Genomic DNA, 23,247 nt, shown 5'->3' on the forward strand with positions numbered 1-23,247 from the left:
CCTGCCCGTCACATTCCGTCGAAACTGCTGGGCAGACGTATGGAGTCCGCCTGCGCGCCGGCGGAGAGGTCCTGGCCCTGGAAGATGGCCTGTGTGCCCTTGAGGCCGTTGAGTTCCTGCTGCAGTCGCGCCGTCAGACGGTTCGCCTGCCCCTGCCAGGCGACCAGTGCGTCGGACACGCCCTGGTCCGAGGCCCATCCGGAGAGGCCTTTCAGGCCGGTGTCCTGCTTCAGCAGCGGGCTCGGGCCGGGCGCCGGGGCCAGGAAGAGGGACGACACCGACCCCCCGCCGGCCGCCATGCGCCCTGCGGTCTGCGTGTCCGGAATCTGATGCTCTTCCATGTACGCCGCCGCGCGCTTCTTGTCGCTCGGTGAGCTCGCGAGCTTCTGCTCGCCGCCTTCTCCGGATCCCATGGGCAACCCCCGTTGCAAATCGCACCTGTGTAGCAGAACAGCCAAGCGCATCGTACGGAAGATCGAGTCGGGGGATTCACGGGCCCCCGGCCAGGATCCGGGGGCCGACGCACCATGTGTGCGTACGGGGAGTGTTCGGTGGAGAGTCGTCGCGGAGCGGGCGTTCGCGCGCGGACCCGTGCGAAAATCCTCCCCTGCCGCTCATCTCCCATTTCCTTCATGGGCGGGAAGTTCAGAAGGGGTACCAGCGCACCTCGGGGTCGTCCTCACGCAGTGAGGCGACCCTGCGCTCGAATTCCACCCGCGCCTTCGGGTTCCCCGGCGCGTGCTGGGAGACCCAGGCGCAGCTCGCCGTCTCGCGCGCGCCGCGCAGCACCGCGCACCCTTCCCAGGTGCGCACGTCCCAGCCGTACGCCTCGGTGAACGCGTCGTAGGCGGGGGCGGGCAGGCCGTACCGGTCGCGGGAGAGGGCGAGGACCACGAGGTCGTGTTCACGCAGATCCGAGGAGAAGGTCTCCAGGTCGACCAGCACCGGCCCGTCCGGTCCGACGTGGACGTTGCGGGGCAGGGCGTCTCCGTGGACGGGACCCGGCGGAAGGTGCGGGGCGAGTGCCGCCGCGGCCTTGGCGAACCCGTCGCGCCGGCCGCGCAGATAGTCGGCGTCCGCGGGATCGATCGCGTCGCCCGCGAGCCGCAGCCACCGCTCGACACCTCCGAGCAGCTCACGGCGCGGCAGCGTGAAGTCCCCCGGGGCGGGCAGTGCGTGCACCCGCGTGAGCAGCGGGGCCAGATCGCGCGGTTCGGACGGCCGCACCGCCTGGGGGAGCCTGTGCCACAGGGTCACCGGATGTCCCTCCACGAGGCGGGCCAGGGGTTCGGCGGCCCGCACGGCGGGTACGCCCTCGGCCGCGAGCCACCGCGCGACGGCCACCTCGCGCTCCGCCCGCTCCCGCAGCTCGGGGTGGCGGGTGGCGTCCCGGCCGACCTTGGCCACCAGGTCGCCGACGGCGAACACCGCGTTCTCGCCCAGCGCGAGGAGTTCCGCGCCGCCGGGCAGTCCGGCGGCAGTCAGTACCTCACGCGCGCGCATCTCGTCCATGGCCCGATTTTCTCATCCTCGCAGGCCACCTTGACGAACGGGCGGCCCGTCAGCACGATGACGGAGGCCCCGGAACGGCCATACGGGGATGAACCGATCCGAAGAGGTAAAGGGGTCGAATTCATGACATTGACGACCGCAATGGCGCGGTCCGGGCGCAAGGCCCCTCCGGGTGGGCGAGGTGGAGGCCGCAGCCGGCGCGAACTCCGCCGGCGGGACGGCGCCACCTGGTTCCTGGTGCTGCCCGCGCTGATCCCGATCCTGATCCTGAGCGTCGGCCCGCTTCTCTACGGCATCGCGCTGGCCTTCACCGACGCGCAGTCGGGCCGCACCCGTTCCACCCGGTGGATCGGGCTCCTCAACTTCCAGGACCTCCTGCACGACACCCTGTTCTGGGAGTCCTTCCGGATCGGCCTGCTGTGGGCGGTCGGGGTCACCGTGCCCCAGTTCGTCCTCGCCCTCGGCCTCGCCCTGCTGCTCGACGCGAACCTGCGGATGCGCTGGCTCGCCAGGGCGCTGGCGATCATCCCCTGGGCGATGCCCGAGGTCGTCGTCGGCATCATGTGGCGCCTCGTCTACAACCCCGACGCCGGCATCCTCAACGAGACCGTCCGCGACCTCGGGCTCGGCGACGGCAGGGACTGGCTGACCGGACTCGCCACCGCGCTGCCCGCGGTGATACTCGTCGGGATCTGGGCCGGTATGCCGCAGACCACCGTGGCGCTGCTGGCGGGCCTGCAGAACACCCCGCACGAACTCCACGAGGCGGCCGCCCTCGACGGTGCGGGGGCCTGGCGCCGCTTCCGTACGGTCACCTGGCCCGCCATCAGACCCGTGGCCCTCGCCATCAGCGCCCTCAACTTCATCTGGAACTTCAACTCCTTCGCCCTGGTCTACGTCCTGACCAGCGGCGGACCGGGCGGCCGCACCCGGCTGCCCATGCTGTTCGCCTACGAAGAGGCATTCCGCTACGGACAGTTCGGATACGCCGCTGCGATGGGGTGCGTGATGGTCGCCGTCATCTCGGTGCTGCTCGCCGTCCACCTCGTCGGCCGGCTCAGGGGAGGCGAGGACGTATGAGCCTGCGAACGGGCAGAACCGCGCGCGGCGGGCAGTACGCCGCCCTCCTGTGCTACCTCGTCTTCCTGGCGTTCCCCTTCCTCTGGCTGATCTCCACCGCCTTCAAGCCGGCCCGGGAGCTGGGCTCGCTGCACCCCACGTGGATCCCGGAGAACCCGACGCTGGACAACTTCCGGCAGGCCTTCGACGAGCAGCCGCTGCTGCGGGCGGCGGCCAACTCGGTCACCGCCGCGCTCTGCGCCGCCCTGATCGCGGTCGTCATCGCGACGCCCATGGCCTATGTGATGGCACGTCACCGGGGCAGGCTGTCCACGGCCGCCACCGGATGGGTCGTGGTCAGCCAGGCGTTCCCCTTCGTCCTGGTGATCATCCCGCTGTTCCTGGTCCTCAAGAACCTCCACCTGATCAACTCGCTGGGGGGCCTGATCCTGGTGTACGTCGTCTGGTCGCTGCCGTTCGCGCTCTGGATGCTCGCCGGGTACGTACGGGCCGTCCCGCCCGAACTGGAGGAGGCCGCCGCGGTCGACGGGGCCGGGAAGGCGCGCATCCTCCTGTCGGTCACGGCGCCGCTGCTGGCCCCCGGGATCGTCGCCACCGCACTCTTCGCGTTCATCACCGCATGGAACGAGTTCTTCTTCGCGCTCGTCCTGCTCAAGACACCGGAGAAGCAGACCTTGCCGGTCGTACTCACCCACTTCCTCGGAGCGGAGGGAGTGGCCGACCTCGGGCCGCTCGCCGCCGCCGCCTTCCTCGCCACCCTTCCCTCGCTCGTGGTCTTCGCCGTCATCCAGAAGCGCATCACGGGCGGTCTGACGGCCGGGGCGGTGAAGCGCTGATGCGCCGCCGCCTCGCCGCGACGGCCGCCGCGCTCACCGCGCTCGCCCTCCTGCTGTCCGGCTGCTCGGGAGGCGGTGACGGCGGCGGGGGCACGGGCGGAACGATCCGGCTCAGCTTCCAGTCGCTCGCCTGGCAGAAGGAGTCCGTCGACGCCAACAAGCAGCTCGTGCGCGAGTGGAACGCCGCCCATCCCGACATCCAGGTGGACTACGTCCAGGGCAGCTGGGACAACGTGCACGACCAGCTGCTCACCTCTTTCGAGGGCGGTGAGGCCCCCGACATCATCCACGACGCCTCCGACGACCTGGCGGACTTCGCGTACGGGGGTTACCTCGCCGATCTGCGGACACTCCTGCCGGGCCGGCTGACCGGGGACATCCCGCGGCGGTCCTGGGAGACCACCACCTTCGGCGACGGGGTCTACGGCGTCCCCTTCCTCCAGGAACCCAAGGTCCTGATCGCCAACACGAAGATCCTCACGTCCTCGGGCGTGCGGATCCCGACCCCGGAGAAGCCCTGGAGCTGGCCCGAGTTCCGCCAGGTCACCGAGGAGCTGACGGGGAAGGGGACGTACGGGGTGGCCTGGCCCCTCAAGGAGCCGGTCTCCGTCACGCTCAACCTCGGCCTCTCCGCCGGCGGGCAGCTCTTCCACCGCGGCGCGGACGGCAAGGTGGCCATCCGCTTCGGCCAGGGCGACCAGGTGATGCCCGGCACCGTGCGGGACCAGGTCAACACCGATGCCAGCGCCGCGCGTTCGGCGCTCGGCATGGGCGGCTCGGACACCCTCCCCGGCTTCTTCGGCGGGAAGTACGCCATGGTCCCGCTGGGTTTCTCCTACCGCCAGCAGGTCGTCGAGCAGGCACCCGAGGACTTCGAGTGGACGGTGCTGCCCGCCCCGGCCGGCAGCGGCGGGCTCGCCCAGGGGGTCAGCCCCCAGACGCTCTCGGTCGCCGAGGACAGCCCGCACAAGGAGGAGGCGGTGCGCTTCATCGACTTCCTGCTGCGGCCCCGGAACATGGTGCGGCTCGCCAGGGGCGACTGGATGCTGCCGACCGGCACCGAGGCGCTGGCCGATCCCGCGCTGCACACCGAGGAGAACGGCTGGGCGACGGGCGCCGCCCTCGCCCGGGCGCTGCGCCCCGCTCCCGCGCAGTCGGTGCGCGGCTACCCCGAGTGGAAGGACAAGGTCGCCACCCCCGCGCTCCAGGAGTACTACAGCGGGGCCATCGGTACCGAGGAGCTGAGGAAACGGCTGGTCGTCGACGGGAACCGGGTGCTGGCCCGCTATCAGCGCTGACCCGGCCGAGGTGCGGACCGGGAAAACAACTGGACGAGACGTATCGTCTCGCTTACGGTAAGGGCATGACAGCGACCCCGCGTGCCCATATCGCCATGTTCTCCATCGCCGCCCACGGACACGTGAACCCGAGCCTCGACGTGATCCGGGAGCTCGTCGCCCGTGGGCACCGCGTCAGCTACGCCATCCCGGCCTCGTTCGCCGGAACGGTCGCCGCCACCGGCGCCCATCCCGTGGTCTACACCTCGGTGCTGCCCACCGCCGACAACCCGGAGGACTGGGGCACCGAACTCATCGACAACATCGAGCCGTTCCTGGAGGACGCCGTCCAGGCCCTCCCGCAGCTCGCCGAGGCATTCGAGGGGGACGAGCCGGACCTCGTCCTGCACGACATCACCTCCTACCCGGCCCGCGTCCTCGCCCACCGCTGGGGCGTGCCGGCCGTCCAGCTCTGGCCCAACCTCGTGCCCTGGGAGGGGTACGCCGAGGAGGTCGGGGCCCCCATGACCGCAGGACTGAAGCAGACCGGACGAGGCCGGGCGTACTACGCGCGCTTCGCGGCCTGGCTCGCCGGGAACGGCCTGGGCGACCTCTCCTCGGACGACTTCGTGGCCCGGCCGCGCCGCGGTCTGGTGCTGATCCCCGAGGCCCTCCAGCCGAACGCCGAGCGGGTGGACCACGCCAGGTTCACCTTCGTCGGCGCCTGCCAGGGGGACCGGGCCGACCAGGGCGAGTGGAAGCGGCCGGCCGGCGCGGAGAAGGTCCTGCTGGTCTCCCTCGGCTCGTCGTACACCGACGAACCCGCCTTCTACCGCGCGTGCGTCGAGGCGTTCGGCGACCTCCCGGACTGGCACGTGGTGCTCCAGATCGGCACGCACGTCGACCCCCGCGCACTCGGGGACGTACCGGACAACATCGAGGTGCATTCCTGGGTCCCGCAGCTGTCCGTGCTGAAGCAGGCGGACGCCTTCATCACCCATGCAGGCGCGGGCGGCAGTCAGGAAGGGCTCGCCACCGGCACGCCGATGGTCGCCGTCCCGCAGGCCGTCGACCAGTTCGGCAACGCCGACATGCTCGAGTCGCTCGGTGTGGCCCGGCACCTGCCGAAGGAGGAGGCCGACGCCGCGTCCCTGCGCGCCGCCGTCCTCGCCCTGGTGGACGACCCGGAGGTCGCCGCGAGGCTGGAGCGGATCCGGGAACGCATGGCGGGCGAGGGCGGCACGCGGCGGGCGGCCGACCTCATCGAGGCCGAACTGCCAGCGAGGTGAAGCGCGGCCAGGCGCCGGCCGGGTCGCCGTTGCGCACGCTCAGGGCGAAGCCGCCCGTGGCGTCTCCGCCCGTCACCCGCGTGCCGACCCGCTTGATCTTCGCCATGCCGTCGACGACGACCACGGTCGCGTCCCCGTCCACCGTGACCTCGACACGGTGTGCAGCCGCCTCCGTGAGCTTGCGGCGGCCGATCTCGTGCCAGCGTCCGTCCCGGCGGTCCATGAGGCGGACATAGCTGAAGCTGACCGCCACGACCAGCGGGTCGAGGCTTCCGTCACGTACGACGAGGCCGACGTTGTTCACCGACTCACGCAGCCGGTCCACCGCGGCCTCCACGGTGTAGGCGGACCAGTCCGCGGTACTCCTGGGCCGGTACGCGGCGGCGGCGTACTTCCCGCCGCGTGGGTAGGGGCCGACGCCGGTGAGCGCCCCCACACCGCTGTCGCCCGAGTGGTCGTCGCGCTGCCACAACTGCGGACGGGCGAGAGGGGCCGGACACGCGTCGGGGGACACGGCCGTCCAGCGCTCCACCCCGGCCAGCAGGTCCTCCACGCCGGTCGCGGCGGTGACCTCCAGCCGCTGGACCTGACGTGCGGCAGCCGCCCGGCGCCCCGCCGGCAGCGGACGGTCGGAGCTGTTGGTCAGGGCGGCGACGAACCGCGCGTCGAGCGCCGACCGCAGGGTCCGGTTCACCGACGGCACCGGCCCGTGCCCGCTCGCCTCGGAGAAGGGATACGCGAAGAGCCGGGGCACGGGCAGACCGTGGCGCGTGATGTCGCCGATCGAGCGGTCGAGATCGTTCTCGACGCGCCGCCGGTACTCCGCCTCCGTCTCCTTGCGGCGCGCGCCGGGCAGCCAGAGCCGGCTCGTGAGAGCGGAGGACGTGTGCCCGGCCGCGTCGACGGCCGACCGCCGGTGCAGGTCGTGGGTGTGGTTCTCGAAGTCCCAGCGGCCGGAGCGGGACATCCGGTCGATCTCCTCCCAGGAGAGGTAGTACGGGCGATGGCTGCCGACCGCGCGCGTGATCAGGAAGGCGGACGCCCGCATCCCGTACGTGGCGAGGATGCGGTCGGCGTGCGTCCACAGCCCGTGCGTGCCGTCGTCGAACGTCAGGAACACCGAGCGCGGTCCGGGCGCCTTTCCGCCGCGGAGATACGCGACGAACTCCGCGCTGCTCAGGGTGCGGTAGCCGGCCGCCGCGAGGGCCCCGAGCTGGGCGTCGAAGGCCTCGGGGGTCACCGTGTAGCGGCTCCCGCCGACGCGGCCGATGTCGTGGTAGGCCAGCACGACGGGGGCGACGCCCTTCCGGCGTGACTCCGCGTCCGCCCCGGCTGCCGCGGCTCCTGATGCAGGTCCGGGCGGAGCCTCCTGCGCCGTCACCGCCCTGCGGAAGTCCTCGTAACGCCAGGCGCCGTAGAAGGGGGCGCAGACCATCGTCAGGGCCAGCAGCCCGAGCAGCGCCCGCTTGGGCGCGGAGTGGGTCACGGAAGGGTCCCCCGGGAGAGCACGAGAAGGTACACGGCGATGACGGCGGCCGCGCTCAGCAGTGCGGCCAGCGCCCTGGAAGCCCGGCGGGCCAGGCCTCTCATGACGCCCCCCTGGACCACACGCCGCGGCGAACGGTGAGGAGGGAGTACGGGAGCAGCCAGGCGAGCAGCACCGAGGAGAACAGGCTCATGAGCGGCCGGTAGCGCCAGCGCGTGTCCCCGGGGTGGTCGATCTTGTAGGCGAGCCCCCAGACGCAGCCCTTGAGGACCACGCCGCAGAAGTAGAGCAGGGTCAGGAAGAGGGCACCGTGCAGCGGCGCCCAGACCAGGTGACGGAACGCCATCACCGGTGCGGCCAGGACCCACAGCGCGTGTCCGTAGTAGAGGGCGGCGGGCCCGGGGCCGCGGCGCCACATGAAGGAGCCGGTGAAGAAGAGGTTGCGGATGAAGCTCTTCTTCCAGCGGATCTGCTGGCGGAGCAGCGGCCCGAACCGGGCGGGCACGTCGGTCCACACCTTCGCCGAGCGTACGTACCCGACGCGCCAGCGGCGCTCGGCGAAGTCCTCCTCGACGAAGGGGGACCCGGCGTAGCGGCGCTTGAGCGCCCTGCCCGTCCAGGCCTGGCCGAGGACGTACCCGGTCAGCTGACGGTCCGTCGCGAAGCGGAACGGGGCGCCCATGAAGCGGTCGTCGGCCCAGGCGGGGAGGTAGTTGTAGACGGCGTCCCGGCGGAAGACGGCCAGGGGGCCCGAGACGCAGGAGACCGAGCCGAACGACGCCTCGGCGGCCTTGGCCACCCTGAACTGGCCCTCGTACCAGACGTCCTGGACCCGTGCCAGCAGACCGGAGTCCGTGTTGAGCGCACGGCAGTGACCGCTGACGGCACCCAGCTCGGGGTGGGTGACCAGCGCGCGCACACAGCGGCGCAGCGCGTCGGGTGCGAGCACGCAGTCGGAGTCGGTGAAGGCGATGATCTCGGTGTCGGCGAGCTCGCAGGCCCGGACCAGCGCGTGCTTCTTGCCGACGTTGGCGTCCAGGTGGATGACCGTGATCCCGAGCTCGTCCCGGAGCCGGTCGAGGACCTCCCCCGTGCCGTCCTGGGAGTGGTCGTCGACCACGATGATCCGTACGCCGGGGCAGTCGGACGCTGCCATGGACCGTACGCACGCCTCGATGCCGTCCACCTCGTCCTTGACGGCGAGCAGGAAGGAGACGCGGGGGTCCGCGGTGAGCGGGGGGAACGCCTCCCCGGGGCCGGGCCGTACCCGCAGTTCGCCCTCGGCGGGGTCCTCGTACCGGCTGTAGGCGACGTAGAGCATGGCGATCGTGCCGGTCAGCACGACGAGTCCGTAGCAGACCGGCAGGTTCAGGCGCGTCAGCCGTGCGGCCTGGAGGGCCAGGACGATCAGCAGGGGCATCAGGCAGAGGAGGACGAGCAGCCGGCGCATCCCGTGCCTGAGTGCCGGATCGGCGGGTGCCAGGCGGCGCAGGAACCCGTGCGGGCGGGGGCCGGGGACGGTTCCGTGCCGGCGGGGGAGGGGACCGGGGGCCGGGCGGTCGAGGGTGGTCACCGGTGGCCGCCCCCGTTCCAGGACTCCGTGCACTGCCGGAGCCCGTGGCCGCCCCCGGCCGTGAAGCCGAAGAAGGCCATCTCGGTGTTGTCCCCGCGCAGTCCGACCCCGCCGGGTTCGGTCAGCCTGCCCGGAGTCCTGTCCTGCGCGTCCAGCACCGTCCGCCCGTTCAGGGCCAGCGTGATCCGTACGCGGTCGTCGTCGCAGCCGCGCACGGTGGCCGAGACCTGGTGCCAGGCGCCGTACTCGACGGCGTACTCGCGGGCGGCGAGGGTGGTGTAGACGCCCTCCTCGCCCTCGGGGCGGCCGGGCGCAGGGTGTTTGCGCTTGAGAACGACGGCCCCGTCACGGCGGCGGAAGCTCAGGGCGTACAGCTCCTGCGCGCTGTGGTAGCGGAGCCAGAGGTGCCCCCCGTCCCAGTCCTGTGCGGGGGTGCGCCCGGTGGTGCCCGGCGGTTTCAGGAACACCCAGCACCGCACGGCCGTGTCGCCGAAGTCCCGGCGGCGGCTGACGAGGCGGAAGACCGAGGACCCGGTGTGCGGGGCCGAACCGGGGCCGGGGGAATCGCCGTCGGGCACCCCGGTCCACCCGAACGCCCAGTGCGCGAAGAGGGATCCGCTGGTGACGGTCCAGTCGTCCGACAGGCGGGCGTCGCCGGAGTCCGGGTGGCTGTGGGCGTACTCGTTGGTGACCAGCCCTTCCAGGGGGAAGACCGGACGGAAGGCGTCCCCGGGGCCGCTGTCGGACTCCGGGGGCCACGACGCCCCGTCCGCGAGGGCCGGCCCTCCCGTGCCCTTCCCGTCGGCGGGCCTCCCGGCCGGCCCCGTGTCAGGGGTGTCCGCGGTGAGGGCGGCGGCGAACCCGGCGGCCGGTGTGGCGACCGCCGCGGCGAGCAGGGCCCGCCGGCTCGGCGTACGGCCCCCCTCCGGGGCAGGGGGTCTCCTCATACGGCGGCACCGGTGGTGGCCCTGGGACGGCGGTGGGTGACGTCCAGGACGGCGGGGCCGCCGTCCAGCCAGTCCAGATCGGTTCCCGGGTGCACGGTGTGCACGACGACGAGGTCCCAGTCCGGCGCCCCGGGGACAGCGACGCTGTGGCGTACGGTGCCGTGCCGGTCCAGGCGCGGCACCAGGGCGTCGGTGTACTCGACGGTGGCGCCCCAGGCGGTGAGCAGATCCATGATCTCCAGCGCCGGGCTCTCGCGGAGGTCGGCCACACCGGGCTTGTAGGCGACGCCCAGGATCAGCACGCGGGCACCGGTGGCCGTCAGCCCCCTTGCCGCCAGGGCCTCCCGTGCCTTCTCCGCCACCCGGGCCGGACGCTCGGCGATGGCCGTCATGGCCGCGTCCACGAGCGGGGACGCCACCTTCCTCGCGCGCAACTGCCACAGCAGGTAGTGCGGGTCGCAGGGGATGCAGTGCCCTCCGACGCCCGCGCCCGGGTAGAAGGGCATGAAGCCGTACGGCTTGGTGGCCGCGGCGTCGATGACCTGCCGGGGTTCGAGGGCGAACTCCAGGCAGCTCTCGGACAGTTCGTTTGCCAATGCGATGTTGACGGCGCGGAAGGTGTTCTCCCAGAGCTTGCTCATCTCCGCGGCCTCGGGGCTGTCCACCCGGTGGACGGAGGGCGCGGTGCCGGCCAGCAGCGAGGCGGCGAGCTCGGTGCTGCGCGGGGTGAGCCCGCCGATGACGCGCGGGGTCCGGTCGGGGGAGTGGGAAGGGTTGCCGGGGTCGATCCGCTCCGGGGCGAACGCCACGAAGACGTCCTCGCCCGGCCGCAGTCCCCGTGCCGCGAGCGGCTCGACGAGCAGGTCGCGCGTGGTGCCGACGTAGCTGGTCGAGGTGAGGACCAGGAGCTGCCCGGGGTGCGCATGGCCCACCACCGACGCGCAGGCCGCGGTGAGAGCGCGCAGGTCCGGCCTGAGCAGCCCGTCGACCGGGGTCGGCACGCAGATGATCACCGCATCCGCGTCCACGACCGCCGCCGGGTCGGCCGTCAGCCGGAACGCCGGGTCGAGGAGCGCCGACGTCAGCCGGCTGTGCTGGGAGGGCAGCAGGTCGACCCGGCCGGACCGGACGTCCCCCAGCCTGGCTTCGCTGGTGTCCACGCCGATGACGGTGTGACCCGCCGCGTGCAGGGAGAGGGCGGTGGGGAGTCCCACGTAGCCCAGGCCGATGACGGCGACGTCGGCACGCCGCTCGTGGTGGCTCTGAGCGGGCAGGGTCGCGGTGGCCGTCGGCTCGGTGGACGGGCCGGCCGCGTGGGTGCCGGCGCTGTCCGGCGCATCGTCGTTCCTGTTCGTCGTACGAGCGTTCCGCCACGTGTCCTGGTCAGCGGCATGGGGTGTATTGCTGGCGATGTGCACGAACGAAAGATGCCATTCCGTTTCGCTGTTCCGTCGGAAGGGACGGAATCACCCACGCCCGGTCGGTTCGAGTTCACCCGTCCGGAACTCCTGTTCGTCCTAATGCGCGGACGGGCGTGGGCGGCATGCCCGCGCATGGGCGGAATGTGACAGTCCGCTGTGACGGAAGTTTGCCGAGTGGGTGACGGCTACATGAAGGTCTTGATCTGGGCGCGTCAATCGAGCAGGGTTTCGAGGCAACCCCCGGAGATCTTCCGGCCGAGGGTCAATCCCCCCACAAAGAATGACGAGGAGACCCCCTCTTCATGGCAATTCACAAGCGCGTCCGCTCGGTCAAGCTCACCGCGGCGATAACCGCCGCGGCGGCCGCCGCCGGAGTCACCCTGCTCACCACGCCGTTCGCGGGAGCCGCCCCGGCACCCGCCATGGGCACCGTCTACGGAACGGACGCGGCGACGGCCGTCTCCGGCAGCTACATCGTCATGCTCGACGGGAAGGCCGACAAGGCCGACCTGGCCGAGGAGTACGGCGGCACCCTCCGGCGGAGCTACAGCTCGGCCGTCAACGGCTTCTCGGCCGACGGGCTTTCGGAGACGGAGGCCAAGCGGCTCGCGGCCGACCCGGCCGTCTCGAAGGTCGTCCAGAACAAGAAGTTCCACATCGACGCCACCCAGGACGACCCGCCGTCCTGGGGGCTGGACCGGATCGACCAGGCCGAGACCGCCGGGGACGGTGCGTACAGCTACCCGGACGCCGCAGGCGGGGACGTCACGGCGTACGTCATCGACACCGGTGTCCGCGTCACCCACAAGGACTTCGAGGGCCGCGCGGCCTCGGGCTTCGACGCCGTGGACAACGACGACGACGCCGACGACGGCAACGGCCACGGCACGCACGTGGCCGGCACCATAGCGGGCGCCGCCCATGGTGTGGCCAAGAAGGCGAAGATCGTGGCCGTCCGTGTCCTGGACGACGCGGGCTCGGGTACCACCGAGCAGGTCGTCGCGGGGATCGACTGGGTCACGGCGAACCACAAGGGACCGTCCGTCGCCAACATGAGCCTCGGTGGCTCCGCGGACCCGGCCCTTGACGCGGCCGTGCAGAAGGCCATCGCCTCCGGCGTCACCTTCGCGGTCGCGGCGGGCAACGAGTCGAGCGACGCCGGTGAGGGCTCCCCCTCCCGTGTCCCCGAGGCCATCACCGTCGCCTCGTCCACGAAGGACGACGAGCAGTCGTCGTTCTCCAACTTCGGCTCCGTCGTCGACATCTACGCACCCGGCTCCGACATCACGTCCGCGTGGAACGACAGCGACGACGCCACGAACACCATCTCCGGCACGTCCATGGCCACCCCCCATGTCGTCGGCGCGGCAGCCGTCTACCTCGGCGGGCACCCGGACGCCACCCCGGAGGAGGTCGCCACGGCGCTCACCGGCGGAGCCACCGCGGACGCCATCTCCAACGCGACCGAGGGCACGGCGAACAAGCTGCTGAAGATCGTCGAGTAGGACCGGCGGAACACGTGCGAAGGCCGCCGCGCCCTCCCCCACGGGGCGCGGCGGCCTCCCCGCGTGAGGATCTAGGGTGGGGGCATGAGCACGATGTACGCGGCGCTGCTGCGCGGGATCAACGTCAGCGGCCACCGGCGGGTCCCCATGGCGGAGCTCCGCACGCTGCTCGGTGGACTGGGGCACGAGGACGTCGCCACCCACCTGCAGAGCGGGAACGCGGTCTTCCGCAGCGCGTCGGACGACGAGAACGCCCTGAGGAACGAACTGGAGCAGGCGATCGAGGCCCACTTCGGCTTTCCCGTCGACTGCCTGGTCCGTTCGGGCGCCTATCTCGCGGCGGTCGCGGACGCCTGTCCCTTCCCGCCTGCGGAGCTCGACGGGAAGCAACTGCACGTGACCTACTTCGACCAGGCCGTCGACGCCGCGCGCTTCGCCGGGCTCGACGCCGCCGCCTTCCGTCCCGAGGAGTTCCGGCTCGGGGACAGGGCCCTGTACCTGTACGCGCCCGACGGGCTCGGCCGCTCCAAGCTCGCTGTCGCGCTCGGGCGGCCCGCCGTGACCCGTGGTCTCGTCACCACCAGCCGCAACTGGAACACCGTGGCCAGGCTTGTGGAGATGACACGTGACTGAGCCCTCGCCCGCCGTGGCGGCTGCCGTCGAGGGTGAGCTCCGCCTCCTCGATCCCGTGGTGCGGGCCTCCGCGGAGGTGCTGGCCACCCTCCTGCACCCCGAGTTCCGGGAGATCGGCACGAGCGGCAGGCTCTGGGAGCGGGACACGATCATCGCCATGCTCACCGACCCGGGCGCCCCCCGCCCGGGGCCGCTCACCGCGTCACGGATGCGGGGCGACCAGCTCGCGGCGGATCTGGTGCACCTCACCTTCGACACGGAGTCCAAGGGGCTCCGCTCCCACCGCAGTTCGCTGTGGCGACTGGCCGGGGACCGCTGGCTGCTCTACTTCCACCAGGCCACGCCCTTCATCGACGACCCGTTCGCCGAGATCTGAGTCCACCGCCGCGGCCGCGGCGACGGCCGCCACCCCGCCGGTCGCGCGAGGACCCCGCAGCACAGACCGGAGCGGCGCCGCAAGAGTGCCGCCCCGGTCCGATCCGTGTCCTGAGCCCGGCCGGTTCTCGCCGGAAGGGCTGATTCCGGCCATGCGGGACGCCCGGGCAAACCACCGGTAAGCCGACCGAACGGGCTACGCTCCGCAAGGCCCGCTCCGGGCCCGGGGCGCCCGCGCGCACGGCGCTCCCGGGCGGCCGGCGGCATGTGTGAACGCGATGCGCGTAGACGGCGGCCGAAGTCCGCCCCCCGTGCCGGGCTTTGCAGCAATTCGCTCCGCTCTTCCGTTCGGTGAGCGGACGCAGGCGTTCGGAGGCGTCCCGCACGTCCGCCGGGGCCCGTGGCGGGCTCCTCTCCCGTGGTCCGGAAGACGACCTTGTCACTCGGTCAAGCGGAGTTAAAGATTCGAGGCGTGCGGTTGGCAGGTCCACGACGAGAAAACCCACTGGTCGTGAACAGCCGTACGCCTCGGCCCGCCCACCCAGCGGACCGGACACCCCCCAACGACGGAGGATCCTGTGACCTTCAAGCGCTTCGCCCCCCTCGGCTCGCTCTCCAGACGCGCTCGCCTCATCGCGGCGACCTCGGGTCTGGTCACCGCCGTCGCGCTTGCGGCCCCCACCGCTGTCGCCCAGGCCGCACCCGACACCACCGTGACGAAGGCGGAGCTGGCCGACGCCAGTTCGGCCGTACGCGGCGCCGACATCGCCGGCACCGCCTGGTACACCGAGGCGAGCACCGGCAAGGTCGTCGTGACCGTCGACAGCACGGTCAGCGCCGCCGAGATCGCCACCATCAAGAAGTCGGTCACCGACTCCGGCGCCAAGGCCGACATCAACCGCACCGAGGGCACCTTCAACAAGCTCATCGCGGGCGGCCAGGCCATCTACGCCGGCGGCGGACGCTGCTCCCTCGGCTTCAACGTCCGCAGCGGGAGCACGTACTACGCGCTGACCGCCGGGCACTGCACCGAGATAGGCAGCACCTGGTACACCAACTCCGGCCAGACCACCACCCTCGGTACGCGGGCCGGCTCCAGCTTCCCGACCAACGACTACGGCCTCATCCGGCACAGCAACGCCGCCGCCGCCGACGGCCGGGTCTACCTCTACAACGGCAGCTACCAGGACATCACCTCCGCCGCCAACCCGAGCGTCGGCCAGTCCGTCAAGCGCAGCGGCTCCACCACCGGAGTCCACAGCGGCACCGTCACCGGCCTGAACGCGACCGTGAACTACGGCGGTGGCGACATCGTCTACGGCATGATCCAGACCAACGTCTGCGCCGAGCCCGGCGACAGCGGCGGCTCCCTCTTCTCCGGCTCCACGGCCCTCGGCCTCACCTCGGGCGGCAGCGGCAACTGCTCCTCGGGCGGCACCACCTTCTTCCAGCCCGTCGTCGAGGCCCTCAACGCCTACGGCGTGAGCGTCTTCTAGCACTCGCGGGCACGACCGACGGGCCGCGCTCCCCGAGCGCGGCCCGTCGCCGTACCCGCGGGCCGTCGCCGTACCCGCGGGCCGTCGCTCCGGGGCCCGCCCTGTCGTGTTTCTTCAAGACACGCTCCCCGCGAAAACCGCAGGATGGCGGCATGAAGAACGCGTACGCGCACATGACCGAATGCGCCACCGAGGCCGCCCGGATCGCCCGTGGCGTCGACGCCGCGCTGCCGGCCTCCGCCCCGACCCCCTGCGCTGGCTGGGACCTCCGGGAGCTCATCAACCACTGGGTGCTCTACACCTCCCACGGCCTGGAGTGCCGCGCCCTGCGCACCCCCATCCCCGACGAGCTGACGGCCCGTGACTTCACGGCCGGCGCCGACTGGGCCGAGCAGTACGCCGTCCAGCTCGACAAGGCGGTCGCCGCCTGGTCCGACCCGGCGGTCTGGGAGGGCGGCATCGACAGCGGCCACGGCTCCACCCCGGCTCCGGACGTCGCCGGGATGCTGGTCATGGAGACGGTGCTGCACGGCTGGGACGTCGCCCGCGCCACCGGGCAGGAGCTGCGGCTCTCGGCCGCCGCGGCGCGCTACGTCCTGGAGACCGTGGAAGGTACGGCCGCCCTCTACCGGCAGTACGAGGGCTTCGCCGGTGAAGTCGCTCTGCCCGCAGGGGAGTCCGATCTCCGGCGCGCCCTGGCCCTCAGTGGTCGCGACCCGCGCGGGGCCGCGGCGTCCTGACGCCCGACGGGGAGCGGTGGCCCACCGTCATGGGGGCCGAATGGCCCAGATCGGCGGGCCACCGTCTCCCTAGGCTTCACATATGAGCACCCACGTGACAACGGTACCGGGCGGCGCGGCCGTCGACTTCTACTTCGACCCCGCCTGCCCGTTCGCCTGGATCGCCTCCCGCTGGATGCTGGAGGTGGAGCGGCATCGGGACATCGATCTCCGCTTCCACCTCATGAGCCTCCACCTGCACAACACCGGCAACGAACTCCCCGCCTGGTACCGCGATCTGGTCGACCGGTCACTCGGCCCGGTCCGCGTCGCCGCGGCAGCGGCGGAGGACCACGGGCCGGGCATCCTCCGGGACCTCTACACCGCCCTGGGCACCCGTATCCACCAGGAGAAGAACGAGGACTTCGCCGCCGTCGTCGTGGAGTCCCTGGCCGAACTGGGGCTGCCCGCCGCCCTGGCGGACGCCGCCCGCACGGACACCCACGACGAGGCGGTGCGCCGCAGCCACGACCGGGGCAAGGACCCCGTCGCAGGCTCCTACGTGGGAACTCCCACGATCCACGTCGACGGCACCGTCTGGTTCGGACCGGTGCTCAACTCCGTCCCGCGCGGCGAGGAGGCGGGGCGTATCTTCGACAGCTTCCGGGTCCTGGCGGGCCACCCGGGCTTCTTCGAGATGAAGCGCGAGCGCACGGGCGGCCTGGACCTCGGCCAGGCCGTGCTTTGAAGGTTGCTGGTGTGCCGGGTGGGGCCGTCGGGGAAAGTCGCGGGCCGTCATCCAGATCGTGAGGGCGCGGGCTTGCGGTTGCCGCTGCGGCAGCTTCTACCGTCCTTGACAGGGCCGGAGAAACCGGCCCGGTGACGCGATCGTGAGGGAGAGGACGATGGACTGGCCTATTGCGGAGGTCGCACGGATGTCGGGTGTGACCGCCCGGACCTTGCGGCACTACGACGAGGTCGGCCTGCTGCCGCCCGCCCGGATCGGGGCGAACGGCCACCGCTACTACGGGGAGCACCAGCTGCTGCGGTTGCAGCAGATTCTCCTACTGCGGGCACTGGGCGTGGGGCTTGTCGAGGTGGGCCGGATCCTGGCCGAGCAGGTCGACGAGGTGGACGCCCTGCGCGGCCACCACCAGTGGCTGCTCGCCGAGCGGGACCGGCTCGACGCCCTGGCCGGCACCGTCTCCCGCACGATCGCCGAACTGGAACAGTCCAGGAAGGACGGCAATCCCATGACCATCAACCGACCGGAGAACCTGTTCGAGGGCATCCAGCCCTCCCAGTACCAGGAGAGCCTGCGCGACTTCCCCGAGCACGCCCAGGAAGTCGCCCGCTCGGTCGCCGCAATGACCCCGCAGGAGATCGAGGCCGGACAGCGCGAGCGCACGACGCAGATGATCCTGCTGGCCGACCTGATGGCCGCCGGCCACCCGGCCGACGCCGCGCCCGTGCAGGCCCAGATCGACGCCCAGTACCAGGCCATGACCGAACTGCGGCCCGTATCCGCCGAGGAGTACCGCACCATCGGACGCTCCTGCGTGGACAACAGCGCCTGGCGCGCCGCGTACGAGGCGATCGCACCGGGCCTGGCCGTCTACCAGCGCGACGCCATCGAGGCGTACGCCACAACCCGGCTCAGCTGACTGCTCTCCGGGCTGTCCCGCGAGAGCTGCCCGGAGAGTCGTCGGCTGGTCGCGCTACAGGCTCACCCCGCCCGGCCCATCAGTTGTCGAGCGAGGTGAGCCTGTCATCGTCACCATCGAACCAAGGTCGATCGAGTGCCTTCCGGCGAGCGGCGTGATCGCTGCAAAGCCCATGGGTCATCTGAAAGACCCCCTCGCCCCACACCGAGATCATCCCGGTACACGGCACGACCCGGACCCAGTTCCCCTGGCACGGCCCGGTGGCGGGGTCCTAGGCGCTCCTCGCGCCGGCCGTCGGGACGCGCGCCTCGTCGTACCGGGTCACCAGCAGCCGGGCCAGCTCGGGCGAGGGGCCGAGCACTCCGGCCAGCACGTCGGCCCCTGCCTCCTCGGCGCCCGCCGCGATCCGGTCCGGCAGACGCCCGGGGGCGATGACGTACGGTGCGACGGCGACCCGCTGCAAGCCTTCCGCCCGCAGGGCCCGCACCACGTCGGCGGTGCGGGGTAGAGATGCGGAGGCGAACGCAGGCCGCACGGCGCACCAACCGGTGTGCCGCAGCTCCCGCGCGATTTCAGCGATCACTGCGATCGCCTCCGGGTCCGTGGAGCCCGCCGAGGCCAGGACCAGCCCGGTCGAGCCCTTGTCGCCGAGGGTGACCCCGGCCTCGTACAGCCGCTGCTCCAGCGCCGCGTTCAGCAGCGGGGACGGGCCGAGCACGTCGGCCTGGCGGATCCGCAGCCTCGGGAGCCGCGTGCGCGCCTCGTGCAGCACCGACGGGATGTCCGACTTGGCGTGGAAGGCGCGGGTCAGCAGCAGCGGAAGCGCCACGACCTCCTCCGCGCCCTCGGCGGCCAGACGCTCCAGCACCCTCGGCACCGAGGGGGCATTGAACTCCAGGAAGCCCGTCTCCACGCGCAGCCCGGGCCGTAGCGCCCGTACCCGCGCGGTGAGCGCGTGCACGGTCGCCGCGTGCCGCGGGTCGCGGCTGCCGTGGGCGATGACGAGGAGGACGGGGGACACCATGGAAATCAGCTCTTCACCAGGAGACCACGGCTGCGCAGCACCCGCCGCTCCAGCGGACTGAAGATCAGCAGGTCGATCGCGATGCCGACGAACAGGATGAGGAGGATCGCCAGGAAGATCCCCGGCATGTCGAAGTTGTTCCGGCCGTTCTCCAGCAGCTGGCCGAGCCCCAGGCCCAGGTCGGGCGAGGAGGCGATGATCTCGGCGGCCATGAGCGAGCGCCAGGAGAACGCCCAGCCCTGCTTGAGCCCCGCGAGGTAGCCCGGCAGTGCCGCCGGCAGGACGATGTGGATCGTGCCGCGCAGCCCGGTCGCGCCGATCGTGCGCCCCGCGCGGAGGAACAGCGGAGGAACCTGGTCGACGCCGGACACCAGACCGTTGGCCACGGACGGCACCGCACCGAGCAGGATCACGGCGTACATCGTCTTGTCGTCCAGGCCGAGCCAGATGATGGCCGGCGCCACCCATGCCACGGACGGCAGCGACTGCAGGCCCGACAGGATCGGGCCGATCGCCGCCCGGACCACCTTCACCCGGGCGACCAGCATGCCCAGGGGGGTGCCGATCGCGACGGCCATCACGAAGCCGAACAGACCGCGCGACACACTGGTCCAGATGACCTCCAGCAGGGTGCCCTGCACCCACATGTCGGTCAGGCTGTCCCAGACGGCCGCGGGCGGCGGCAGCTTGTAGTCGTCGGTGACCTTCGCCCAGACCAGCACCTGCCAGACGAGGACCACCAGGACGACCGCGACGACCGGCGGCAGGACCTTGTTGAGCAGGATCTCGCGGGCCGGCGTCCTGCGCACCTGAACGGCGTCGAGCGCGTCCAGCCCCGCCTCCAGACCCGCCAGGTCGTCGGCCTTCGTCTCAGTGCTGGCCATGTCGGCGGATCTCCCCACGCAGTTGTTCGGTGATCTCGACGGACAGCTCCGCCACGGCGGTGTCCTCGATGCGGCGCGGCTGCTCGATGTCGACCGTCCACTCGCGCGCGATCCGGCCCGGGCGCGACGACAGCAGGATCACGCGCTGCGCGAGCCGTACCGCCTCGCGCACGTTGTGCGTGACGAACAGGACGGAGGCGTTCGTCTCGCGCCAGATCCGTGTCAGTTCGTCGTGCAGCACATCGCGGGTGATGGCGTCGAGCGCGGCGAACGGCTCGTCCATCAGCAGCAGCTGGCTGTCCTGGGCGAGCGCACGGGCCATCGCGACCCGCTGGCGCATCCCGCCCGAGAGTTCGTGCACCCGCTTCCCGTACGCCCCGCCGAGGCGCACGAGCTCCAGCAGCCGTTCCGCCTCGGGACGGCGGTCCGACTTCGGCACCCCGCGCATCCGCAGGGCCAGTTCGATGTTCTTGCCCGCCGTCAGCCACGGGAAGAGGGCGTGCTCCTGGAACATCAGGGCCGGCCGCCCGCCGGGGGTCTCGATGGACCCCGCGGTCGGGCGGTCGAGTCCGGCCACCAGGTTGAGCAGGGTCGACTTGCCGCACCCGGAGGCTCCCAGGAGGGTGACGAACTCGCCCGGAGCGACATCGAGGGTGATGTCGTCCAGGACGAGCTGCTGCCCCGTGGGTCCGGCGAAGGACTTGGAGACGTTCGCGAGACGAGCGGCGTGCTCGACCGTTGCACGGTCCTCGGCCTTGGTGAGGGTGGTGGTCGCCATGGTCGTCACCTCCTGGGATTCTTCAGGGATCCTGGTGCGGTCGGGTGGACTACTCGGCGCCGAGACCGGCGTCGGCGACCTCGGGCTGTCCCTCGGCCTTGAGGATCTTGTTCAGCGGCTTCAGGTCGTAGATGCCCTTGAGGTCGGGCTTCTCCAGCAGACCGGCCGAGACCGCGTGGTCCGCCTGGGCCTGGAGCGTGGCGGCCAGCGGGTCGTTCGTGATCTGGATGGACTTCCACGCCGGGTCGAGGACGTCGGCGGGCAGCGCCTTGCCGCTCAGCTTCTCGAGCGCGGCGTTGGCCGAGGCCTTCGCCTTGTCCGGGTTGGCGTTGATCCACTTGTTGGTGTTCACCGTGCCGCGCAGCACCGCGTCCACGACGTCCGGGTGCTCGGAGAGGAACTTCTGCGACACGATGATGTTCGTGATGACGAACTTGTCGTCCGGCCACAGCGACGACTCGTCGAGCAGGACCTTGCCGCCCTCGGCGACCAGCTTGGAGGCGGTCGGCTCGGGGACCCAGGCGCCGTCCAGCGAACCCGACTTGAAGGCGTCCGGGGTCACCTTGTTGTCCGAGCGGACCACGGAGACGTCACCCTTGCCGCTCTGGGCGTCGACCTTCCAGCCCTTTTCGGCGATCCAGTGGAGGAAGGCCACGTCCTGGGTGTTGCCGAGCTGCGGGGTGGCGATCTTCTTGCCCTTGAGGTCGTCCAGGGTCTTGATCTTCTTCGGGTCCACGACGAGCTTCACACCGCCGGAGGCCGAGCCGCCGATGATGCGCAGGCTCTGGCCCTGGGACTTGGCGTAACCGTTGATCGAGGGCGAGGGGCCGATGAAGCCGATGTCGATCGAACCCGCGTTGAGCGCCTCGATCTCGGAGGGCCCGGCGTTGAACGTCGAGGGCTTGACCGAGGTGCCGCCCAGCTCCTTGGCGATGAGGCCTTCCTGGATACCGACCAGGGCGGTGGCGTGCGTGAGGTTCGGGAAGTAACCGATCTTCACGGTGTCCGCCGAGAGCTTCTTCCCGTCGGCGGAGACGTTCGACTTGGCGGAGTCGTCGTCCTTGGCCTCGGAGCCGTAGCCGCAGGCGGTGGCCGCCACGGCGAGCAGCGGCAGCGCGGCGGCAGCGGCGAGGCCGCGGCGGAGAGTGGTACGGGTGGCAGGCACGGGAGGCTTTCCTCTCGTTGGCCCGGTGCTCACGTCCCCCTGGGATCAGGTGGCGCGGCCGGGCGGTCGGCAGGTCTTCGTCTGAACTGGCGGTGCGGGTGGTACGAGCGGGCGCGCAGGCAGTGCGCGTACGTCATCACGCACATCGCCCCACCCCGCCCTGGCCGCTGCCGAGGGCGCCGCTGCCGACCCGGCCGCCCTCCTTCGCGAAGGTCGAGAAGAAATCGGTGATCATCAGAAGTCCCACTCCGCGTCCTCGGCCGAGGTGTCCGCTTCCGCTGCGGCCTCGGTGACGGCGGCGAACGAGGCGCCGGCCATCCCTGCGGTCAGCGTCGTGCCGTCCGCGGGGTCGATCAGAAGGAACGATCCGGTGCGCCGGGAGTCGGCGTAGGCGTCGAGCGCGAGCGGCTCGGCGGTGCGCACGACGACGCGGCCGATGTCGTTGGCGACGAGCTGCCCGGGGGCCGGGTGCTGGGACAGGTCGTCCAGGGTGAGCCGGGACGGGATGTCCTTGACGATCGCCTTGACCGTCCGGGTCGTGTGCTTGATGAGCACGCGCTGACCGACGGTGAGCGGACGGTCGGCCACGTGGCAGACGGTCGCCTCGACGTCCTGCGTCGTGGCGGGCGTGTCGGAGCTCGGCGCGATCAGGTCGCCGCGCGAGACGTCGATGTCGTCGGCCAGCCGGATCGTCACCGACTGCGGCGCCCAGGCGGCGTCGACGCTCTCGCCGAGCGCGTCGATGCCCTCGATCGTGGTCGTGCGCCCCGACGGCAGCACGGAGACCCGCTCGCCGACCCGGAACACCCCGGCGGCGATCTGACCGGCGTACCCGCGGTAGTCCGGGTGCTCGGCGGTCTGGGGCCGGATCACGTACTGCACGGGGAAGCGCGCGTGGCAGGCGGTGAGGTCGTGGCTGACCGGCACCGTCTCCAGGTGCTCCAGGACCGTCGGGCCGCCGTACCAGTCCATGTGGGCGGACGGCTCCACGACGTTGTCTCCGGCCAGGGCGGAGATCGGGATCGCGGTGATCTCCGGGACGCCGAGCGAGGCGGCGTACGCGGTGAACTCCTCCGCGATCGCGGCGAACACGGGCTCGGCGTAGTCGACGAGGTCCATCTTGTTCACGGCGAGGACGACGTGCGGGACGCGCAGGAGCGCGGCGACCGCCGCGTGGCGGCGGGTCTGCTCGACCACGCCGTTGCGGGCGTCGACCAGCACGACGGCCAGCTCGGCGGTGGAGGCGCCGGTGACCATGTTGCGGGTGTACTGCACGTGGCCGGGGGTGTCGGCGAGGATGAACCGGCGCTTCGGCGTGGCGAAGTAGCGGTAGGCGACGTCGATGGTGATGCCCTGCTCGCGTTCGGCGCGCAGGCCGTCGGTGAGCAGCGCCAGGTCGGGCGCCTCCTGACCGCGGCCCAGCGATGCCTGGGTGACGGCTTCGAGCTGGTCGGTGAGGACCGACTTCGAGTCGTGCAGCAGGCGTCCGACGAGGGTCGACTTGCCGTCGTCGACGGAGCCGGCCGTGGCGAAGCGCAGCAGGGTGGTGGCCGAGAGCTGCTCGGTGCTGGTGATGCTCATGT

At 71.6% G+C, this 23,247-nt stretch carries 22 protein-coding genes; 11 read left to right on the forward strand and 11 right to left on the reverse strand.

Translation table 11 applies throughout. From position 1 onward, the window contains the following. Positions 1 to 8 precede the first annotated feature (8 nt). The gene (locus tag ACFC51_RS13890; protein WP_376371195.1) at positions 9 to 413 is read right to left on the reverse strand and encodes a hypothetical protein; all 405 of its coding nucleotides are present in this window, start codon (positions 411 to 413) and stop codon (positions 9 to 11) included. A gap of 232 nt (positions 414 to 645) precedes the next feature. Beyond that, positions 646 to 1,512 (reverse strand): phosphotransferase enzyme family protein, encoded by an 867-nt coding sequence (locus ACFC51_RS13895; RefSeq protein WP_376371197.1) that lies wholly within the window; start codon positions 1,510 to 1,512, stop codon positions 646 to 648. 123 nt (positions 1,513 to 1,635) lie between these two features. Here ACFC51_RS13895 and ACFC51_RS13900 point away from each other — a divergent pair, with 123 nt between their 5' ends. The 4 genes from ACFC51_RS13900 (at position 1,636) to mgt (ending at position 5,994) form a co-directional block, all read left to right on the forward strand. Then, entirely contained in the window at positions 1,636 to 2,592 is a 957-nt protein-coding gene (locus ACFC51_RS13900) for a carbohydrate ABC transporter permease (RefSeq protein ID WP_376371198.1), read from the forward strand. Continuing rightward, positions 2,589 to 3,428, forward strand: a complete 840-nt coding sequence (locus ACFC51_RS13905) for a carbohydrate ABC transporter permease (protein WP_376528718.1) — start codon at positions 2,589 to 2,591, stop codon at positions 3,426 to 3,428. Before ACFC51_RS13900 ends, ACFC51_RS13905 begins: the two co-directional genes overlap by 4 nt. Then, complete coding sequence (locus tag ACFC51_RS13910; RefSeq protein ID WP_376371202.1) at positions 3,428 to 4,726, forward strand: ABC transporter substrate-binding protein; 1,299 nt, start codon at positions 3,428 to 3,430, stop codon at positions 4,724 to 4,726. Before ACFC51_RS13905 ends, ACFC51_RS13910 begins: the two co-directional genes overlap by 1 nt. A 65-nt stretch (positions 4,727 to 4,791) precedes the next feature. After that, positions 4,792 to 5,994, forward strand: coding sequence for a macrolide-inactivating glycosyltransferase (mgt, locus tag ACFC51_RS13915; RefSeq protein WP_376528721.1), 1,203 nt, complete (start codon positions 4,792 to 4,794; stop codon positions 5,992 to 5,994). Here mgt and ACFC51_RS13920 read toward each other — a convergent pair. From ACFC51_RS13920 to ACFC51_RS13935, 4 genes are all read right to left on the reverse strand, one after another. Further along, positions 5,966 to 7,480, reverse strand: a complete 1,515-nt coding sequence (locus ACFC51_RS13920; RefSeq protein WP_376528723.1) for a polysaccharide deacetylase family protein — start codon at positions 7,478 to 7,480, stop codon at positions 5,966 to 5,968. The two genes, mgt and ACFC51_RS13920, sit on opposite strands and share 29 nt — an antisense overlap. 100 nt (positions 7,481 to 7,580) lie before the next feature. After that, positions 7,581 to 9,053 (reverse strand): glycosyltransferase, encoded by a 1,473-nt coding sequence (locus ACFC51_RS13925; RefSeq protein WP_376528726.1) that lies wholly within the window; start codon positions 9,051 to 9,053, stop codon positions 7,581 to 7,583. After that, positions 9,050 to 10,000 (reverse strand): hypothetical protein, encoded by a 951-nt coding sequence (locus ACFC51_RS13930; protein ID WP_376528729.1) that lies wholly within the window; start codon positions 9,998 to 10,000, stop codon positions 9,050 to 9,052. The genes ACFC51_RS13925 and ACFC51_RS13930 overlap by 4 nt, the downstream gene beginning before the upstream one ends. Next, the gene (locus tag ACFC51_RS13935; protein WP_376371264.1) at positions 9,997 to 11,274 is read right to left on the reverse strand and encodes a nucleotide sugar dehydrogenase; all 1,278 of its coding nucleotides are present in this window, start codon (positions 11,272 to 11,274) and stop codon (positions 9,997 to 9,999) included. Before ACFC51_RS13935 ends, ACFC51_RS13930 begins: the two co-directional genes overlap by 4 nt. Before the next feature lie 449 nt (positions 11,275 to 11,723). On the opposite strand from ACFC51_RS13935, the gene ACFC51_RS13940 reads away from it, so the two are divergent. The 7 genes from ACFC51_RS13940 to ACFC51_RS13970 all read left to right on the forward strand — a co-directional run bounded on the left by ACFC51_RS13940 (position 11,724) and on the right by ACFC51_RS13970 (position 17,813). Beyond that, positions 11,724 to 12,926 (forward strand): S8 family serine peptidase, encoded by a 1,203-nt coding sequence (locus ACFC51_RS13940; RefSeq protein ID WP_376528731.1) that lies wholly within the window; start codon positions 11,724 to 11,726, stop codon positions 12,924 to 12,926. 84 nt (positions 12,927 to 13,010) lie between these two features. Further along, entirely contained in the window at positions 13,011 to 13,559 is a 549-nt protein-coding gene (locus ACFC51_RS13945) for a DUF1697 domain-containing protein (RefSeq protein WP_376528734.1), read from the forward strand. Further along, entirely contained in the window at positions 13,552 to 13,935 is a 384-nt protein-coding gene (locus ACFC51_RS13950) for a DUF4440 domain-containing protein (protein WP_376371214.1), read from the forward strand. The genes ACFC51_RS13945 and ACFC51_RS13950 overlap by 8 nt, the downstream gene beginning before the upstream one ends. 577 nt (positions 13,936 to 14,512) lie before the next feature. After that, entirely contained in the window at positions 14,513 to 15,430 is a 918-nt protein-coding gene (locus tag ACFC51_RS13955; RefSeq protein ID WP_376371215.1) for a S1 family peptidase, read from the forward strand. A 152-nt stretch (positions 15,431 to 15,582) separates the two neighbouring features. Beyond that, positions 15,583 to 16,170, forward strand: a complete 588-nt coding sequence (locus ACFC51_RS13960) for a TIGR03086 family metal-binding protein (protein ID WP_376528736.1) — start codon at positions 15,583 to 15,585, stop codon at positions 16,168 to 16,170. 82 nt (positions 16,171 to 16,252) lie between these two features. Continuing rightward, complete coding sequence (locus tag ACFC51_RS13965; RefSeq protein WP_376528739.1) at positions 16,253 to 16,897, forward strand: DsbA family protein; 645 nt, start codon at positions 16,253 to 16,255, stop codon at positions 16,895 to 16,897. Between the two features lie 157 nt (positions 16,898 to 17,054). After that, positions 17,055 to 17,813, forward strand: a complete 759-nt coding sequence (locus ACFC51_RS13970) for a MerR family transcriptional regulator (RefSeq protein WP_376371222.1) — start codon at positions 17,055 to 17,057, stop codon at positions 17,811 to 17,813. Between the two features lie 271 nt (positions 17,814 to 18,084). Here the strand turns inward: ACFC51_RS13970 and ACFC51_RS13975 are convergent, their stop codons facing one another. From ACFC51_RS13975 to ACFC51_RS13995, 5 genes are all read right to left on the reverse strand, one after another. Further along, positions 18,085 to 18,837 carry a sirohydrochlorin chelatase gene (locus ACFC51_RS13975; RefSeq protein ID WP_376528741.1) on the reverse strand — a complete coding sequence of 251 codons (753 nt, stop codon included), beginning with the start codon at positions 18,835 to 18,837 and terminating at the stop codon, positions 18,085 to 18,087. A gap of 5 nt (positions 18,838 to 18,842) precedes the next feature. Further along, the gene (locus ACFC51_RS13980) at positions 18,843 to 19,721 is read right to left on the reverse strand and encodes an ABC transporter permease (protein WP_376371228.1); all 879 of its coding nucleotides are present in this window, start codon (positions 19,719 to 19,721) and stop codon (positions 18,843 to 18,845) included. Continuing rightward, complete coding sequence (locus tag ACFC51_RS13985) at positions 19,708 to 20,499, reverse strand: ABC transporter ATP-binding protein (RefSeq protein WP_376371230.1); 792 nt, start codon at positions 20,497 to 20,499, stop codon at positions 19,708 to 19,710. The genes ACFC51_RS13980 and ACFC51_RS13985 overlap by 14 nt, the downstream gene beginning before the upstream one ends. A gap of 49 nt (positions 20,500 to 20,548) precedes the next feature. After that, positions 20,549 to 21,664, reverse strand: coding sequence for an aliphatic sulfonate ABC transporter substrate-binding protein (locus ACFC51_RS13990; protein WP_376371232.1), 1,116 nt, complete (start codon positions 21,662 to 21,664; stop codon positions 20,549 to 20,551). A gap of 234 nt (positions 21,665 to 21,898) precedes the next feature. Further along, on the reverse strand, positions 21,899 to 23,245 hold the full coding sequence (locus ACFC51_RS13995; protein WP_376371234.1) for a sulfate adenylyltransferase subunit 1: 1,347 nt from the start codon (positions 23,243 to 23,245) through the stop codon (positions 21,899 to 21,901). Positions 23,246 to 23,247: the final 2 nt, after the last annotated feature.

The organism is Streptomyces sp. NPDC055962 (assembly GCF_042270185.1).
Taxonomy (GTDB): Bacteria; Actinomycetota; Actinomycetes; order Streptomycetales; family Streptomycetaceae; genus Streptomyces.

Bases quoted from the DNA above. Each gene is read 5' to 3' on its own strand.
- ACFC51_RS13890 (WP_376371195.1), bottom strand. From the start codon at position 413: ATGGGATCCGGAGAAGGCGGCGAGCAGAAGCTCGCGAGCTCACCGAGC.
- ACFC51_RS13895 (WP_376371197.1), bottom strand. From the start codon at position 1,512: ATGGACGAGATGCGCGCGCGTGAGGTACTGACTGCCGCCGGACTGCCC.
- ACFC51_RS13900 (WP_376371198.1), top strand. From the start codon at position 1,636: ATGACATTGACGACCGCAATGGCGCGGTCCGGGCGCAAGGCCCCTCCG.
- ACFC51_RS13905 (WP_376528718.1), top strand. From the start codon at position 2,589: ATGAGCCTGCGAACGGGCAGAACCGCGCGCGGCGGGCAGTACGCCGCC.
- ACFC51_RS13910 (WP_376371202.1), top strand. From the start codon at position 3,428: ATGCGCCGCCGCCTCGCCGCGACGGCCGCCGCGCTCACCGCGCTCGCC.
- mgt (WP_376528721.1), top strand. From the start codon at position 4,792: ATGACAGCGACCCCGCGTGCCCATATCGCCATGTTCTCCATCGCCGCC.
- ACFC51_RS13930 (WP_376528729.1), bottom strand. From the start codon at position 10,000: ATGAGGAGACCCCCTGCCCCGGAGGGGGGCCGTACGCCGAGCCGGCGG.
- ACFC51_RS13940 (WP_376528731.1), top strand. From the start codon at position 11,724: ATGGCAATTCACAAGCGCGTCCGCTCGGTCAAGCTCACCGCGGCGATA.
- ACFC51_RS13945 (WP_376528734.1), top strand. From the start codon at position 13,011: ATGAGCACGATGTACGCGGCGCTGCTGCGCGGGATCAACGTCAGCGGC.
- ACFC51_RS13960 (WP_376528736.1), top strand. From the start codon at position 15,583: ATGAAGAACGCGTACGCGCACATGACCGAATGCGCCACCGAGGCCGCC.
- ACFC51_RS13965 (WP_376528739.1), top strand. From the start codon at position 16,253: ATGAGCACCCACGTGACAACGGTACCGGGCGGCGCGGCCGTCGACTTC.
- ACFC51_RS13970 (WP_376371222.1), top strand. From the start codon at position 17,055: ATGGACTGGCCTATTGCGGAGGTCGCACGGATGTCGGGTGTGACCGCC.
- ACFC51_RS13975 (WP_376528741.1), bottom strand. From the start codon at position 18,837: ATGGTGTCCCCCGTCCTCCTCGTCATCGCCCACGGCAGCCGCGACCCG.
- ACFC51_RS13980 (WP_376371228.1), bottom strand. From the start codon at position 19,721: ATGGCCAGCACTGAGACGAAGGCCGACGACCTGGCGGGTCTGGAGGCG.
- ACFC51_RS13985 (WP_376371230.1), bottom strand. From the start codon at position 20,499: ATGGCGACCACCACCCTCACCAAGGCCGAGGACCGTGCAACGGTCGAG.
- ACFC51_RS13995 (WP_376371234.1), bottom strand. From the start codon at position 23,245: ATGAGCATCACCAGCACCGAGCAGCTCTCGGCCACCACCCTGCTGCGC.